This is a genomic window from Pseudofrankia sp. EUN1h (genome assembly GCF_001854645.1).
Lineage (GTDB): Bacteria > Actinomycetota > Actinomycetes > Frankiales > Frankiaceae > Pseudofrankia > Pseudofrankia saprophytica.
Genome location: NZ_MBLN01000025.1, coordinates 43,735 through 59,683 on the forward strand (window position 1 = coordinate 43,735; position 15,949 = coordinate 59,683).

11 protein-coding genes are annotated in these 15,949 nt (G+C 72.2%); 8 read left to right on the forward strand and 3 right to left on the reverse strand.

Annotation, left to right across the window (positions count from 1 at the left end):
- The first annotated feature begins 309 nt into the window (after positions 1-309).
- The 6 genes from BCD49_RS06715 to clpB all read left to right on the forward strand — a co-directional run bounded on the left by BCD49_RS06715 (position 310) and on the right by clpB (position 9,349).
- Positions 310-1,560, forward strand: a complete 1,251-nt coding sequence (locus tag BCD49_RS06715) for a nuclease-related domain-containing protein (protein WP_007511024.1) — start codon at positions 310-312, stop codon at positions 1,558-1,560.
- A gap of 518 nt (positions 1,561-2,078) precedes the next feature.
- On the forward strand, positions 2,079-3,911 hold the full coding sequence (dnaK, locus tag BCD49_RS06720) for a molecular chaperone DnaK (protein ID WP_007511025.1): 1,833 nt from the start codon (positions 2,079-2,081) through the stop codon (positions 3,909-3,911).
- A gap of 53 nt (positions 3,912-3,964) precedes the next feature.
- Positions 3,965-4,636: a nucleotide exchange factor GrpE gene (grpE, locus tag BCD49_RS06725; RefSeq protein WP_083401304.1), complete on the forward strand. Its 672-nt coding sequence runs from the start codon at positions 3,965-3,967 to the stop codon at positions 4,634-4,636.
- Positions 4,637-4,666: 30 nt separating this feature from the next.
- Positions 4,667-5,833: a molecular chaperone DnaJ gene (gene dnaJ / locus BCD49_RS06730; protein WP_007511027.1), complete on the forward strand. Its 1,167-nt coding sequence runs from the start codon at positions 4,667-4,669 to the stop codon at positions 5,831-5,833.
- A gap of 137 nt (positions 5,834-5,970) precedes the next feature.
- The gene (locus tag BCD49_RS06735; RefSeq protein WP_007511028.1) at positions 5,971-6,576 is read left to right on the forward strand and encodes a heat shock protein transcriptional repressor HspR; all 606 of its coding nucleotides are present in this window, start codon (positions 5,971-5,973) and stop codon (positions 6,574-6,576) included.
- Positions 6,577-6,703: 127 nt separating this feature from the next.
- Positions 6,704-9,349 (forward strand): ATP-dependent chaperone ClpB, encoded by a 2,646-nt coding sequence (clpB, locus tag BCD49_RS06740; RefSeq protein WP_007511029.1) that lies wholly within the window; start codon positions 6,704-6,706, stop codon positions 9,347-9,349.
- A 151-nt stretch (positions 9,350-9,500) separates the two neighbouring features.
- Here clpB and BCD49_RS06745 read toward each other — a convergent pair whose 3' ends face one another.
- Complete coding sequence (locus BCD49_RS06745) at positions 9,501-10,253, reverse strand: hypothetical protein (protein ID WP_007511030.1); 753 nt, start codon at positions 10,251-10,253, stop codon at positions 9,501-9,503.
- Between the two features lie 375 nt (positions 10,254-10,628).
- Here BCD49_RS06745 and BCD49_RS06750 point away from each other — a divergent pair, with 375 nt between their 5' ends.
- The gene (locus BCD49_RS06750) at positions 10,629-11,615 is read left to right on the forward strand and encodes a pseudouridine-5'-phosphate glycosidase (protein WP_007511031.1); all 987 of its coding nucleotides are present in this window, start codon (positions 10,629-10,631) and stop codon (positions 11,613-11,615) included.
- 52 nt (positions 11,616-11,667) lie between these two features.
- Here BCD49_RS06750 and BCD49_RS06755 read toward each other — a convergent pair whose 3' ends face one another.
- Positions 11,668-12,534 (reverse strand): hypothetical protein, encoded by an 867-nt coding sequence (locus tag BCD49_RS06755; RefSeq protein WP_007511032.1) that lies wholly within the window; start codon positions 12,532-12,534, stop codon positions 11,668-11,670.
- A 15-nt stretch (positions 12,535-12,549) separates the two neighbouring features.
- Positions 12,550-13,344: a hypothetical protein gene (locus BCD49_RS06760; protein WP_007511033.1), complete on the reverse strand. Its 795-nt coding sequence runs from the start codon at positions 13,342-13,344 to the stop codon at positions 12,550-12,552.
- 255 nt (positions 13,345-13,599) lie between these two features.
- Here BCD49_RS06760 and BCD49_RS06765 point away from each other — a divergent pair, with 255 nt between their 5' ends.
- Positions 13,600-15,870, forward strand: coding sequence for an MMPL family transporter (locus tag BCD49_RS06765; protein ID WP_083401305.1), 2,271 nt, complete (start codon positions 13,600-13,602; stop codon positions 15,868-15,870).
- Positions 15,871-15,949 lie beyond the last annotated feature (79 nt).

A 15,949-nucleotide genomic window follows, 5' to 3' on the forward strand; every position in this document is an offset into this window, starting at 1 on the left:
CCCAGGGCGGCAGCGATCCAGGGAGCGGCTGCGATACAGGGAGGGAACGGGGCTATGGCCGCTGACCGGCGCCTGCCTGCCGGCTACCAGCCGGCGCGACCACTGGCCCGCCCGACGATGGCCTTCGGCGCGACAACGCCCCAGCTCCTGGCGCAGCCTGTTCCTGGTCAGTCGAGGCTTGTGCGCACGCTTCCACGGGCCGCAAGATGAACCACGCCAGCGGCGTGCTGTCCGGGTCCGGCCGCGCGGTGCCGCGCCGACGCGGGCTCCGACCTCCGTTGAACACCCCTGCGAACCACGGTGGGCACGATGGCGACGATCACCAGGGCGGCGACGGCGAACAAGACCGGGCGCCCCGGTCAGTACCTCTACTCCGAATATCGGCGTGCCCGTGAACATCGGGCACTGGTGCGGCGCGACCGGCTCGGCCGGGTGCTGCCACGCTCGCTGGCCAAATCCGTGCCGGTCGCCCTGCTCGTCAGCCTGGTGCTGGCGTTCGGCGTCGGCCTGCCCGGTGGCTTCGCGGTCGGCATATTCGTACTGATCGTCGCTGGCTGGAGCGGCGTCATCGTCGTGTCCGCGTTCGGCGGCGACACAGAGATCGAGACCCTGCGCATAGGCGCCGAGGCGGAACGCAAGACGGCCCGCGCCCTCGCCCGCCTGCGCCGGCATGGCTGGGTGGTCATGCACGACATGCGGCTGCCGAGCGCCGACGCGGTCGTCGGCCACCTGCTCGTCGGCCCGGCCGGCGTACTGATCCTCAGCAGCGAGCCGGGCAAGGGCGTCGTCCGGTACACCAAGAAGGTCGCCAGCATCGACGGCGAGCCGCTCACGGGCGCGATCGAGCGGGCCGCCTTCCTCGCCGAGCAGATCAAGACCGAGCTGCGTGCCGAGGTCCCGCTGGTGAAGATTCCGGTGAGCCCGGTCCTGGTCATGGTCGAGGCGGACGTCCTGTGGAAGGACGGCGCCGTCAACGGGGTCACGATCATCAGCATCCGCGGGATCGTCGACTGGGCGCGTGGCCGGCCTCGCCGGCTCAACCCGGCCGAGGTCAAGCAGGTCGTGGCGGCGGCGCACACGTTGTTCCCCGCGTTCGTCGACAACCGGTCCATCGAGCAGGTCACGCTGCACCGCGACCAGTGGCTGATGCTGATGGAAACGCTGCACACCATCCGGGAACGCGACGGCGACGCCTCCGACCTGCTCGACCGGCTGGCGTCGTTGGAGGCTCAGCTGTCCCGCCAGGCAGACGGCTTCACCAGGACCGGCATCCCCGGTGGGGTGGACGAGATCGACGCCGATCTGGGCCTGCTCGACGACGTCGGCCTGGGCCTCGATGCCGACGACACCGGTATCCACGGCGGTGACGCCGCCGGGCCACCGCTGCCCCGCGCCACCGAGCCCCCCGAGTCCACCGGCGGGAACATCTCGTCACTGCGGTCCGCGGGGCGCCCCCGTGGCCGCCGGTCGAGCGGCGGCCGGCCGAGCCTCGCCGCTGTCCGTCCCGAGCAGGAGCCGCCCGCTCCCCCGAAGGGCTCAGACGGTCCCAAGAAGGCCTGAGGCACGACACTCCCGCCTCGGCCGGCCGGCCACCTCTCGGGCCGCGCCGGGTGTTTGGCGTGCCCGCTGTGCCGGGTAGCTGCCGGGAAGAGAAGTCGACTCCGATAGGTTGAGCCAACACGACTCAGGTTCGACGAGCTATCCTGGCTACGACGATCCTGAGCCATCCGCACTCAACCTACCCGACCCGAGCGGCTCACCGTGTTAGCTGGCACCCAGTCGGCTTCCGATGGCCGCGACTCCCACCGGGCGCGGCTCCGGGCCTCGCCGCGGAGCGGCCCGACCGCCCAGGCCCCGGCGTCGAGCTCCGCTCGGCCAGGGACTCGGCGGCCCGCGGGCCTCGCTCGGCGGTTGGCGAGTACGGGCGAGTACAACAGCACATTTAACGGCGGCTCCGCACACGGCGTGCCTCCAGATCGACGACCTCCCGGGTTGGCCTGGCCGATCCGACAGGGATCCGGTCGCTGATCCGACGGGACTCCGTGCGGCGGTGCCATCAGATCGAGAGGCACACAGACATGGCACGAGCGGTCGGCATCGACCTCGGCACCACGAACTCCGTCGTGAGCGTGCTTGAGGGTGGTGAGCCAACGGTCATCGCGAACGCCGAGGGCTCGCGCACGACCCCGTCGGTCGTGGCCTTCGCGAAGAACGGCGAGGTCCTGGTCGGCGAGGTCGCCAAGCGGCAGGCGGTCACGAACGTTGAGCGCACCATCCGGTCGGTCAAGCGCCACATGGGCACCAGCTGGAAGATGAAGGTCGACACCAAGGACTTCACGCCCCAGCAGATCAGCGCCTTCATCCTGCAGAAGCTCAAGCGGGACGCCGAGGCGTACCTCGGTGACACCATCACCGACGCGGTCATCACCGTTCCGGCGTACTTCGACGACGCCCAGCGGCAGGCGACCAAGGAGGCGGGCGAGATCGCCGGCCTCAACGTCATGCGGATCGTGAACGAGCCGACCGCGGCCGCGCTCGCCTACGGCCTGGACAAGGGCGAGAAGGAGCAGACGATCCTGGTCTTCGACCTCGGCGGTGGCACGTTCGACGTGTCCCTGCTGGAGATCGGCGACGGCGTGGTGGAGGTCAAGGCCACCCACGGCGACACCCACCTCGGTGGTGACGACTGGGACCAGCGGGTCACCGACCACCTGATCAAGACCTTCCAGGGTCAGCACGGGGTCGACCTCGGCAAGGACAAGATGGCCCTGCAGCGGCTGCGGGAGGCCGCCGAGAAGGCCAAGATCGAGCTGTCGCAGTCGAGCCAGACCTCGATCAACCTGCCCTACATCACCGCCTCGGCCGAGGGCCCGCTGCACCTGGACGTGACGCTGACGCGGGCCGAGTTCCAGCGGATGACGCAGGACCTGATCGACCGCTGCAAGATCCCGTTCCAGCAGGCCGTCAAGGACGCCGGGATCAAGGTCAGCCAGATCGACCACGTCGTGCTCGTAGGCGGTTCCACCCGGATGCCGGCCGTCGTCGACGTGGTCCGCGAGCTGACCGGCGGCAAGGAGCCGAACAAGGGCGTCAACCCGGACGAGGTCGTCGCCGTCGGCGCCAGCCTGCAGGCCGGCGTGCTCAAGGGCGAGGTCAAGGACGTCCTGCTGCTCGACGTCACCCCGCTGTCGCTTGGCATCGAGACCAAGGGCGGCATCATGACCAAGCTGATCGAGCGCAACACCACGATCCCGACGAAGCGCTCGGAGATCTTCACGACGGCCGAGGACAGCCAGCCGTCCGTGCAGATCCAGGTCTTCCAAGGCGAGCGCGAGATGGCGGTCTACAACAAGAAGCTCGGCATGTTCGAGCTCACGGGCCTGCCGCCGGCGCCGCGCAACGTGCCGCAGATCGAGGTCACCTTCGACATCGACGCGAACGGCATCGTGCACGTCTCGGCGAAGGACCTCGGCACCGGCAAGGAGCAGTCGATGACGATCACCGGCGGCTCCGCGCTGCCGAAGGACGACATCGAGACGATGATCCGCGACGCCGAGCAGTACGCGGAGGAGGACCGCACCCGCCGCGAGGAGGCCGAGACCCGCAACCAGGGCGAGTCGCTGGTCTACTCGACCGAGCGGTTCCTCGCCGAGAACGGTGACAAGATCGACGCCACCATCAAGACCGACGTCGAGGAGAAGCTGGCGACGCTGCGAGGCGCTGTGGCCGGCACCGACATCGCCGCCATCCGGACCGCCACCGAGGAGCTCGGCAAGGCCAGCACCGCGATGGGCCAGTCGATGTACGAGCAGGCACAGGCGAGCGGCGCGGCTGGCGGCCCGGCGGCCGGCAACCCGGCCGACGACGACGTGGTGGACGCCGAGATCGTCGACGAGGAGGGCAAGCAGTGAGCTCTGCCCACGACGCGGGCCGGGCGTCAGGCCGAGACGAGGAGCCTCCTGTCGTGGTCCGGGACCGTCGACGCATCGACCCCACCAGCGGGGAGGTCCGCGCCCACACGGGCGCGGGCACCGGTTCTCCGGCGGCGGCCTCCGCCGCCGGGGGCGCCGGCCCGGACGCCGAGACACTGGCGCTGATCGAGTCGCTGAACGCGGCGGTGCAGGAGCGCACCGCCGACCTGCAGCGGCTGAAGGCGGAATACGACAACTACCGCCGCCGTGTCGAGCGGGACCGCCAGCTGATCGCCGAGCAGGCGACCGGCCGGGTCCTCGGCGCGGTGCTGCCCACCCTCGACGACATCGGTCGCGCCCGTGACCACGGCGATCTGGAAGGCCCCTTCAAGGCGGTCGCCGAGTCGCTCGAGACCGCCCTGGAGGGGGTCGGGCTGGAGCGGTTCGGCACCGCCGGCGACGAGTTCGACCCGCTGCTGCACGAGGCGCTGATGCACTCGTACCGCGGCGACGTCAGCTCGACGACCTGCGTCGAGGTCTTCCGGGCCGGCTACTCGTACGGCGGCCGGGTCCTGYGGGTGGCGCAGGTCGCGGTGGCCGAGCCGGTCGACGAGCCGGAGGCACCGGCCGAGCCCGCGGACGAGAACGGCGCGGACGGGTCGGTTCCCGACGACACGGGCAGTGTTCCCGGCCCGGGGGGCGGCGGCCCCAGCGTTGACAGGTGAGCCCCGTCTCATGAAGAAAGGAGGGGCGCCGTGAGTGTTCGCGACATGGTCGAGAAGGACTACTACGCCGCTCTCGGCGTTCCCAAGGACGCGCCGGCCGCGGATATCAAGAAGGCGTACCGCAAGCTGGCCCGCGAGCTGCACCCGGACAAGAATCCCGGGGATGCCAAGGCCGAGGCCCGGTTCAAGGAGATCTCCGAGGCGTACGACGTCCTCTCCGACGAGCGCCGCCGACGCGAGTACGACGAAGCCAGGGCCTCGTTCCAGTCCGGCCGTTTCCCCGGGGGCCCAGGCGCCCCCGGGCACGGCGCCCCGGGCGCCGGCTACGGCGGTCCCGGGGGCTACGGCGGCTTCGGCAACCAGGGCGGGGTCAACCTCGACGACCTGCTCGGCGGCTTCGGTGACATCTTCCAGCGGTCCTCGCAGGGTCGGGGACCGCGCCGCGGCGGCGACATCGAGGCCGAGGTCACGATTCCGTTCGAGAAGTCGCTGACCGGCCTGGAGGCGACGGTCCGCATCCCGGGCGCCGCGACCTGCGCGACCTGCAACGGCGTCGGCTCCCGGCCGGGGACGATGCCGCGGACCTGCCCGGTCTGCCGCGGGCTCGGGGTCATCTCCCGCTCGCAGGGTGGGTTCGCGCTGTCCGAGCCGTGCCGGGAGTGCCGGGGCGTCGGTCAGATCATCGAGCACCCGTGCCCGGACTGCCAGGGCAGTGGACGCCGTGCCCGCGAGCAGCGGATCCGGATCCCGGCGGGGGTCGCCGACGGCCAGCGACTGAAGGTCCGCGGGCGCGGCAGCCCCGGCGAGCGCGGCGGCAGCCCGGGCGACCTCGAGGTCACCGTGCACGTCCAGCCGCATCCGGTGTTCGGCCGCGAGGGCCCGAACCTGACCATCACGGTGCCGATCACCTTCACCGAGGCGACGCTGGGCGCGTCGGTGCGGGTGCCCACTCTGGACGGCGCGCCGCTGACCGTGAAGGTTCCACCTGGCACCTCCAGCGGGCGGCGGCTGCGGGCCAAGGGGCGCGGCGTGCCGAAGACGGACGGCGGCCACGGCGACCTGATCGTCACCGTCGAGGTGGCGGTCCCGAAGCCCACCGACCTGTCCCCGAAGGCCAGGACCGCTCTGCAGGAGTTCGCGCTGGCACATCCCGGTGACCCGCGCGAGGCGCTCCTGGAGCAGTTCGGGCAGATCTGACCAACGGCGGCCCAGCAGGGCCGCGGCTCACGGGTGGTGCCCGCCATGGCGGGCACGATCCGCGGCGACTTTCGCCAGTCTCGGGGGAGGCACTTGGTCGGCGGCGTCCGTCGGCCCAGGGGGAATGAGGCAGGCAGATGAACCCACGAGCGCACCGTGTCTCCGACCCGCCGACGCCGGGTGCCACCGGGCACCGAGCCCCCGGCGGGGATGCCACCGGTATGGACGGCCCTGGCGCGGCCGGCCGCCGGGGCGGCCGGGCGGAGCCCGGTGACACACCGACCGCCAGCGGGGGCACTGCGCGGCCCGCATACCCGCTGCCGGGCCTTCCGGGGCCGGCGCATGACGACGACGCGCCGGTGTACGTGATCTCGATCGCGGCCGAGCTCGCCGGCATGCACCCGCAGACGCTGCGGTCCTACGACCGGCTCGGCCTGGTCACGCCGGGGCGGACCGCCGGGCGCGGCCGGCGGTACTCCGCGCGCGATGTCGCGCTGCTGCGCGAAGTCCAGCGCCTCTCCCAGGAGGAGGGCGTCAACCTGGAGGGCATCCGCCAGATCCTCCGGCTCGGCGCCCAGGTGCTCGCGCTGCAGGCCGAGGTTCGCCAGCTGCACGAGGAGCTGGTGAGGACCCGGCACGAGGCCGACCGCCGCGTCGCGGAGGCGCACGCCAGCCATCGACGCGACCTGGTCCCGGTCGACCGCGGCGCGATCGTCGTCTGGCGTCCCGGCCCGCGCCGCTGAGACAAAGGGGTGGACGTCGCGAGGCGACGTTCCACCCCTTTGGCCATGGGAACATCCGAGCTTCAACGAAAGTTGAGTGAGATAGACTCAGGATTGCTCAGCCCGTTCGACGACCGTGGGGAACCAGATGAACGCTGACCGGCTGACCGCCCGCTCCCATGAGGCGCTGTCCTCCGCCATCTCCCGCGCCACCGGCGACGGTTCGCCGCTCGTCGACCCGCTGCATCTGCTCACCGCTCTGCTGGCGCAGCAGGACGGCGTCGCGAGCGCGCTGGTCGCCGCGGCCGGGGCGTCGGTCGACGCGGTCCGCCAGCGGGCCGAGAGCGCGGTCAGCCGGCTGCCGCACGCGACCGGCGCGAGCGTCTCGCCCCCACAGCTGTCCCGTCAGCTGATCACCGTCCTCGACAACGCCGAGCGCCAGGCCGGCCGGCTGGGCGACGAGTACACCTCGGTCGAGCACCTGGTGATCGCGCTGGCCGAGGAGGGCGGCGAGGCGGGCCGCACCCTCGTCTCCGCCGGCGCCACGGCCGACACGCTGCGCGGCGCGATCGAGAAGGTCCGCGGCGGCGCCCGTCGGGTGACCAGCCGCGACCCGGAGGGCTCCTACCAGGCCCTGGAGAAGTACTCCCTGGACCTCACCGAGCGCGCCCGCGCCGGCAAGCTCGACCCGGTCGTCGGCCGGGACGCCGAGATCCGCCGGGTCATCCAGGTGCTCTCGCGGCGGACCAAGAACAACCCGGTGCTCATCGGCGAGCCGGGCGTCGGCAAGACCGCGATCGTCGAGGGCCTCGCGCTGCGTGTCGTCGACGGCGACGTGCCCGAGTCGCTGCGCGGCCGGCGGATCGTCTCGCTCGACCTGGGTTCGATGGTGGCCGGCTCCAAGCTGCGCGGCGAGTTCGAGGAGCGGCTGACGGCGGTCCTCAACGAGATCCGCGAGGCCGAGGGCCAGATCATCACCTTCATCGACGAGCTGCACACCGTCGTGGGCGCCGGCGCCGCCGAGGGCGCGATGGACGCCGGCAACATGCTCAAGCCCATGCTTGCCCGCGGCGAGCTGCGCATGATCGGCGCGACCACGCTCGACGAGTACCGCACCCGGATCGAGAAGGACCCGGCGCTGGAGCGCCGCTTCCAGCCGGTCCTGGTGGGTGAGCCGTCGGTTGAGGACACCATCGGCATCCTGCGCGGCCTCAAGGAGCGCTACGAGGTTCATCACGGCGTGCGGATCACGGACGCCGCCATCGTCGCCGCCGCCACCCTCTCCGACCGCTATGTCACCGCCCGGTTCCTGCCGGACAAGGCCATCGACCTGGTCGACGAGGCCGCGTCCCGGCTGCGGATGGAGCTCGACAGTCGGCCGGTCGCCATCGACGAGCTCGAGCGGGCGGTACGCCGCCTGGAGATCGAGGAACTCGCGCTGACCAAGGAGAGCGACGACGCCTCCAAGGCCCGGCTCGACCGGCTACGCCGCGAGCTGTCCGGCAAGAAGGAGGAGCTTTCCGCGTTGACCTCCCGCTGGCAGCGGGAGAAGAACGCCATTGGCGAGGTGCAGAAGGTCAAGGAGGAGCTGGAGAACGCCCGCCGGGAGACCGAGATCGCCGAGCGTGACCTCGACCTCGCGCGCGCCGGCGAGCTGCGGTACGGCACCATCCCGGCGCTGGAGAAGCGGCTCGCCGAGGCCACCGGGGCGCTGGGTGGAAAGGCGGACGGCGCTGGGGCCGGCGCGGCGGGCAGCGAGCCGATGCTCAACGAGGAGGTCGGGCCGGACGACGTCGCGGAGGTGGTCGCGAGCTGGACCGGAATCCCCGCCGGCCGGATGCTCGAGGGCGAGACGGCCAAGCTGCTGCGGATGGAGGACGAGCTGCACGCCCGGGTGATCGGGCAGGATGCCGCCGTGCGAGCCGTCTCGGACGCGGTGCGCCGGGCCCGCGCCGGCATCTCCGACCCGGACCGGCCGACCGGCTCGTTCCTGTTCCTCGGCCCGACGGGCGTCGGCAAGACCGAGCTCGCGAAGGCGCTCGCGGACTTCCTGTTCGACGACGACCGCGCGGTCGTGCGCATCGACATGTCGGAGTACGCCGAGAAGCACTCCGTGGCCCGGCTGATCGGCGCTCCGCCCGGCTACATCGGCTTCGAGTCCGGCGGCCAGCTGACCGAGGCGATCCGGCGCCGGCCGTACAGCGTCATCCTGCTCGACGAGGTCGAGAAGGCCCACCCGGATGTCTTCGACGTGCTGCTGCAGGTGCTCGACGACGGCCGGCTGACCGACGGCCAGGGACGGACCGTCGACTTCCGCAACACGATCCTGGTGCTGACGTCCAACCTGGGCTCGCAGTACATCGCCGACCCGATGCTGTCGCCGGAGGCCAGGGCGAGCATGGTCCAGGTCGCGGTGCGCGAGGCGTTCAAGCCGGAGTTCGTCAACCGGCTCGACGCGGTGCTCATCTTCGACCAGCTCGACAAGGAGAACCTGACCAGGATCGTCGACCTGCAGCTCGACCGGCTGCGCGGGCGGCTGACCGACCGGCGGATCACCCTGACGGTCAGGGACGCGGCCAAGGGCTGGCTCGCGGACGAGGGCAACGACCCGGTCTACGGCGCCCGTCCGCTGCGCCGGCTGGTGCAGACCGCGATCGGCGACCAGCTCGCGCGCGAGCTGCTGGGCGGCCAGGTGCACGACGGCGACGAGGTCATCGTCGACCTGGCCACCGACGGCCGCGGCCTGACGGTGCACCCGGCGGTGCCGACGGGAGCCGCCCAGAAGACGCTGTGACCCGGCGGGCCCGAGCGCGGGTGCCCCCCGGGCACGGGCCCACCCGATGCACGGCACACCCCGAGACGGCCACGGGCCGGTGGGACGACACTGTCCCACCGGCCCGTGCGCGTCGGCGCCGCTGCCGACGCGAGTCCGCCCATCGCCTGTGTTATTGCTGGGCGACCTTGTGTTCGACCTGGGACGTCAGGCTGGTCAGGGTGGCCTCGTCGATCGGCTCGAACGGGTTCACGACGAAGATCGCGGTCTCCACCCGGCCGGTAAAGATGATCACCATGTCGCAGTACATCATGATCTCCTGACCGTCCGAGTACGTGTCCAGCTCGATCTGGATACGGTCGGTCGCCCCGGGCGGAGGCGTGGCGGTCTGCGTGTGGGTCAGGGTCGCGGCGAAGTCGTCCGAGTCCGTCTCGTCGACGAGCGCCTTGCCCCAGCAGCCGGGGAACAGGTCGTCGCGGACGAGGCCGCGGTGCGCGGCGACGGTGTCGACCGACGCGAACACCGAGGCGAACGACCGGATGTTCGTGCCGACCTCGTCGTCGGTGAAGACCGGGCCGTTGGCGTGATCGGTGGCGACCGGGCCCAGGTCGGCCTGCGTCAGGTGCAGGCAGTCGGCGACCGGTCCGCCGAGGATCGAGTTCTCGCCCTGGTCGGGGTCCGGCTCCATCGAGTAACGACTGGTCTCCGGGCCCGCGTCGAGCGCGAAGTCGGCCGCGCGCAGCGGAGCCCGCGACGGGGTGACGGGGGTCGTCGGCGCCGCACTGGCGGACGGGATGGCGCTGGCCGGGGTGACGACGGATGCGCCGTCGCTCTGGCACGCGGCCAGCGTGGTCGCGAGCACCGCCGCGGCGGCGGTCAGCGCGACCGGGAGAAAACGCCGCCCCTTACGGTGGCGGCCACTCATAACCGCTGTGTTCATGTAATTCAGGCTAATGGCGCCGGCGCGAAAGGGAACGGTTTTCCGCTGTCACCCGTCCGACGCATCCGTCAGCACGCGGACATGTCACGCCCTCCTTTGGCGATGAATCCTGTGACCGTCGACACTCGGCAGGTCAGGACGCAGGTGGCGACCTTCCATCGACACCCAGAAGAAATATCGAGAAGGAACTCGACGACCCGACAATGGTGCTACCACGAATTCCCGGCACCGGCCACCATGAATTTCCGGCACCGGCCACCATGAATTTCCGGCACCGGCCACCACGGTTCGGCGCGGTCCCCCAGCCGAGATCCGCTGTCAAGGGCGCTTCCACCGCAACCCAGCCACTATGGTCGAGTCATGCCCGATATCAAGGTGTCCGCCGAAGTACAGGACGCGCTCGCCGACGGGCGGGCGGTGGTGGCGCTGGAGTCGACGCTGCTCGCGCACGGGCTGCCGGCACCGCGGAACCGGGAGGTCGGCGGCGAGCTGGAGCAGCTGGTCCGCGCGGGCGGGGCGGTACCGGCGACCGTGGCCGTCCTCGACGGCGTACCGACGGTCGGGCTCGACGCCGCCGACCTGGAACGGATCACCGCCGACGGGTCCGAGGTGCTGAAGCTATCGGTGCGCGACCTCGCCCCGGCGGGGGCGCTCGGACGCACCGGCGCCACCACGGTCGCCTCGACGGCCTGGCTCGCGGCCCGGGCCGGGATCAGGGTGTTCGCGACCGGCGGCCTCGGCGGCGTGCACCGCGCCGCCGGAGACGAGGCCGGGGCCGCGGCTGGGACCGGGGCCGGCGACCCGGCCGCGGGATCCGGCTCCGTCAGCTACGACGAGTCAGCGGACCTGCCGACGCTGGCCGCGACCCCGATCACCGTCGTCTGCGCCGGGGTGAAGTCCATCCTGGACGTCGGCGCGACCCTGGAGCGGCTGGAGACGCTCGGCGTCACCGTGCTCGGCTGGCGGACGGCCGACTTTCCCGGCTTCTACCTGCCGAGCACCGGTCACCGGCTGGACTGGCGGGTAGACGACGCGGAACAGGTGAGCGCCGTGATGACCGCCGCCGACCGGCTCGGCACGTCTAGCGCGGTCGTGGTCGCGAACCCGGTCGCCGAGCCCGAGGCGCTGGACCGGGAGCTGCACGACCGGGTGCTGGCCGACGCGCTCGCCGCGGCGGGACGCGCCGGGCTGCGCGGCAAGGCCGTCACCCCGTTCCTGCTGGCCGCGTTCCACCGCGAGACCGCGGGCCGCAGCCTCGAGGTCAACCTCGCCGTGGTCCGCGGCAACGTCAGGGTCGCCACCGAGATCGCGACGGCCTGGGCCACAGCGCGCGGGCGCGTGGCCTAGCACCGCGACCGTCAAGATCAGCCCGCTGGCGGGATCGGCGGCTCCGGCCGGGTCAGCCCTGCCGGGCGATCTTGCCGACGACCTGGGCGACGGCGGCAGCGATCCGGTTCTGGTCCGGTCGGTGGACGTAGCCCACCACGTGGACCATCGTCTCCACCCTGCTCTTACCGGCGTAGTACACGTCGTAGTAGATCTCGATGGTCAGCGGTGCGCGCTCGGCGGCGCCGGGCCAGGAGGCGGTGACGACGCCGCCTCCAGCCCCGCCCCCGGCGCGCGCCAGGTCGTCGACCTTCACCCGGAAGACCAGCGAGGTGCTGCCCAGGACGCCGGGCAGCACGGGCCCGGGGCCCGCCGAGACGATCTCCATGGAGGGGAGGTCGGCGCGCTGCTGTGCCAGGAACGACTCGGCGGTGCATCGGGGATAGCGCGGGTTGCGCAGGATCTTCACGTCCCGGTCGAGGGTGCCGGCCGGGACGATCGAGGCGACCGAGCTGACCGACAGGCCGGTGGCGGCGTCCGTGAGCTCGGGACCGTAGGCCGTGTCGGTGGACGTGTCCTGGAGGTCGGCGGCCGTGATCCCGAGGCACTTGGCGAAGTCGTCGTCCGGAGTCTCCCGGTAGTCGTCCTTCGAGCTGGGCTTCGAGGCGAAGCCAGGGGTGTCCGGCCCGGCGGTGAGCACGAAGTTGACGGCACGCAGGTCGAGGCGCGAGCCGGACCCGGTGGCCGCCGATGCGCTCGCGCTCGGCGACGCGGTCGGCGACAGCGGCGGCGCGGTGTCGCCGGCCTCGCGGGTGGAGACGCCACCGGACGGGCTCCCGTCCGTGCATCCGATCAGGACGAGCGGAACGATCAACGCGCCGATGAGGGCGCCGACGCGCCGGGCACGTCCCGATGGCCGCGTCCCCGCCGTTCCAACCACGGCGCCCTCCCCTGCCTACCTCTGGCCGAGCTTGGCCGCCAGCTGGGCCGCGGCCACGCTGACCAGATCCTCGCTCGGCGGATCTATCGAGCCGACCAGGTGCAGCTGCGCCTCTACCTGACCCGACCCCAGGTAGATGGTGTCGTAGAACAGCTGGGCCTGGCCACCATTGGCGGTACCGGCGAGCACGACCACCGAGGTACGAGCCAGCGCGCCCGCGGGCAGGGGCGCGCCGTCGCGGGTCACCGCCTCCGTGTCGAAGACGCCGCCCGCACCGTACTTGGCCGAAAGCGTGGCGACGGCGTCCTTCTTGGTCTGGGCGGCCACGCAGTCGGCGAAGCGGGGGTGACGCAGCAGGCCGGTGTCCCGGTCGAGCTGGCCGGCCGGCACTACCTGGGCGTCCGACCAGATGGTGGTACCGGTGCCGCTGTTGGTCAGGTGGCTGCTCTGGGCACGGTCGGTCGACTCGTCCGCCACGTCGGCGGCCGACACCCCGAGGCAGGACGCCAACTCGGCGAACGGCGTGGCCCCGGCATCGGCGCCGGTCGCGCCGCTCGCGGGCGTGAACCCCGTGAACCCCGAGTCGTTGGTGAGGATGAAATCCGCCGCGCGAAGCGGCGCGGCGGTCGCCGCCGTGGCCGCCGCCACCGGCGCCTCGCTCGTCGCCGGGGCGGACGGCTGGCCCGTCGTCGCCGCGTCATCCTCGGAGCCCGAGCCCAGCAGCCCGCAACCCGCCAACACCAGCACCAGGCCCGCCGCCGCCATGGCCGCCATGACCCGCGCCCGCACCCGTTCCCGACCCGCCCGCATCCGCGTTCCCCATCCCCATGCCCCGGCCGGCGAGACCAGCCGCTCCGTCAGGACCGCCCGTTCCCCAACAAAGCGGCCCCGGCCGAAGCGTAGGGAGCCGTCCCAGCTCGGGCTCGCCCGGGTTCCCACTGCCGCGATCGCGGCAACATCAGGCGGCGCGGACGGCTCAGTGCTGCGACGATCCTCCCTCGGAGCGGTGTGTCGCCGCGTGGCCGGCGACGGCTCGGTGGGGCGCTTCGAGTGGGGGGTCTTGGAATGCGCCAGTCGGGGGGCTCGGCTCGCTCCGAGGGCTCGCCGGCGACCGACGAGACGCCGGCGGAGTGCGGGGAGCGCCTGAAGCGCGGGGAGCGCCTGGCCGGATGTATGACCGGGCGGTGGGCTCGCTGGGGTGTCGTCCTGCTGTGGCTGGCGCTCGCGCTGGTGGCCACACCGCTGGCCGCGCGGCTCGACGACGCGCAGACCAACGACGCCGCGGCCTTCCTGCCGCCGAACGCCGAGTCCACCAAGGTGCTCGTCGCCCAGCGGAGCCTGCCCGGCGGGGACGCGATCCCCGCGGTGGTGGTGTTCGCCCGGGCGGGCGGACCGCTCACGGCGCAGGACCAGACCGCCGTCCAGACCGCGGCTGCCCGGCTCGCGCCGTTCGGGACGACCCAGCTCCCCCCGCCGGTTCCCTCCCCGGACGGGCGGGCCGCGCTGCTGATCGTGCCGATGGAGCAGTTGGCGGACGCGAACAGGTTCGCCGACCAGATCGACGAGATGCGCTCGACCGTGCGCGGGCTCGCCCCACCGGGCCTCACGACATCCGTCACCGGCCCCGCGGGCGTGATCGTCGACACCTACACGCTGTTCAGCGATGTCGAGGGCACGCTCCTGTTCGTCACGGCCGGCGTGGTCGCGGCGATCCTGCTGATCGTCTATCGCGGCCCGTTCCTCTGGCTGGTACCGCTGCTCGCCGTCGGCGCCGCCGACCAGACCGCCAGCGCGGCCACCTATCTACTCGCGCGCCATGGGGGCCTGACCGTCAACGGGCAGAGCGCCGGCATCCTGCGCGTGCTGGTGTTCGGCGCGGGGACCGACTATGCCCTGCTGCTGATCGCCCGCTACCGCGAGGAGCTGTCCAGGTATGCCGCGCCCGCCGACGCGATGCGCGTCGCCGTGCGGCGCGCGGGCCCGGCGATCCTGGCCTCGGCCGGCACCGTCGTCATCAGCCTGCTCTGCCTGCTGCTCGCCGAGCTGAACTCGGACCGGGGCCTCGGCCCGGTCGGCGCTATCGGGATCGCGACCGCGTTCGTCACGATCATGACGCTGCTGCCGGCCGCGATGGTGATCTGCGGGCGCCGGCTGTTCTGGCCGTTCGTCCCGAAGTTCGCCGCCGTGCCCACCGAGGTGGTCGGTGGGGTGCCCGTGGCGGTGGCCGTGGCCGGGACCGACACGGTGGACATGGCCATGACGGGCACCTGGGCGCGGATCGGGGCCGCGATCGCCCGCCGCCCCCGGCTGGTCTGGCTGGTCACGGCCGCGGTGCTCGCGGGACTCGCGGTCGGCATCGTCACGCTCGACACCGGGCTTCGCCAGCAGGACGCGTTCCGCAAGTCCACCGACTCGATCGTCGGCCAGCGGATCGTCGAGAAGCACTTCCCGCCCGGCGCGAGCGAGCCGACCTATGTCGTCGGCGCCGCCAGCGTCGACGACCAGCTGGCCAGTGTGATCAACGCGACCCCTGGCGTCGCCGCCTCGACGGAGAGCAGCAGCGACGGCGAGGTCACGCAGTTCCTGGTGGTGCTCACGGACTCACCCAACAGCGCCGCCTCGTTCGCGACGATCGAGCGGCTGCGGGACCGGGTCCACGCCGTGCCGGGCGCGCACGCGCTGGTCGGCGGGAACACGGCGGTGAACCTCGACGTCCGCGACGCCTCGGTGCGCGACCGTCAACTGATCATCCCGCTCGTGCTCGCCGTCGTGCTGGTGATCCTCGCGATGCTGCTGCGATCCGTGGTCGCGCCACCGCTGCTGATCGCGACGGTGGTGCTGTCGTTCCTGGCCGCGCTCGGGGTGGCGGCGCTGGCGTTCACGCACGTCTTCGGCTTCCCCGGCTCCGATCCCTCGCTGGAGCTGTTCGGGTTCATCTTTCTGGTGGCGCTCGGGGTCGACTACAACATCTTCCTGATGACGCGGGTCCGCGAGGAGGCCGCGCGGACCGATGCCCGAACCGGGGTGCGGCGCGGGCTCGCCGTCACCGGCGGAGTCATCACCTCGGCCGGGGTGGTRCTCGCGGCCACGTTCTCGGTGCTGTTCATCTTCCCGCTGGTGCAGCTCGCCGAGATCGGCTTCCTGGTCGCCTTCGGGGTCCTGCTCGACACCCTGGTGGTGCGCTCGATCCTGGTCCCCGCGCTCRCCCTGGACATCGGAGCCGCCATGTGGTGGCCCAGCCGCCTAGGCCGTCGCCCACCCACCACCACCACGAGCGCCCTGCCCCCCATCACCACCTCCGACAACCGAACACCGCGCCCCACCCACCACGGATAGGGCCGCCAGACGTTCAAGCGAAGTGGCCCCCGCGGGGGCCGGGCAGGGTGGTGACGTTCAGCGTCGGGTGACCGTGCGG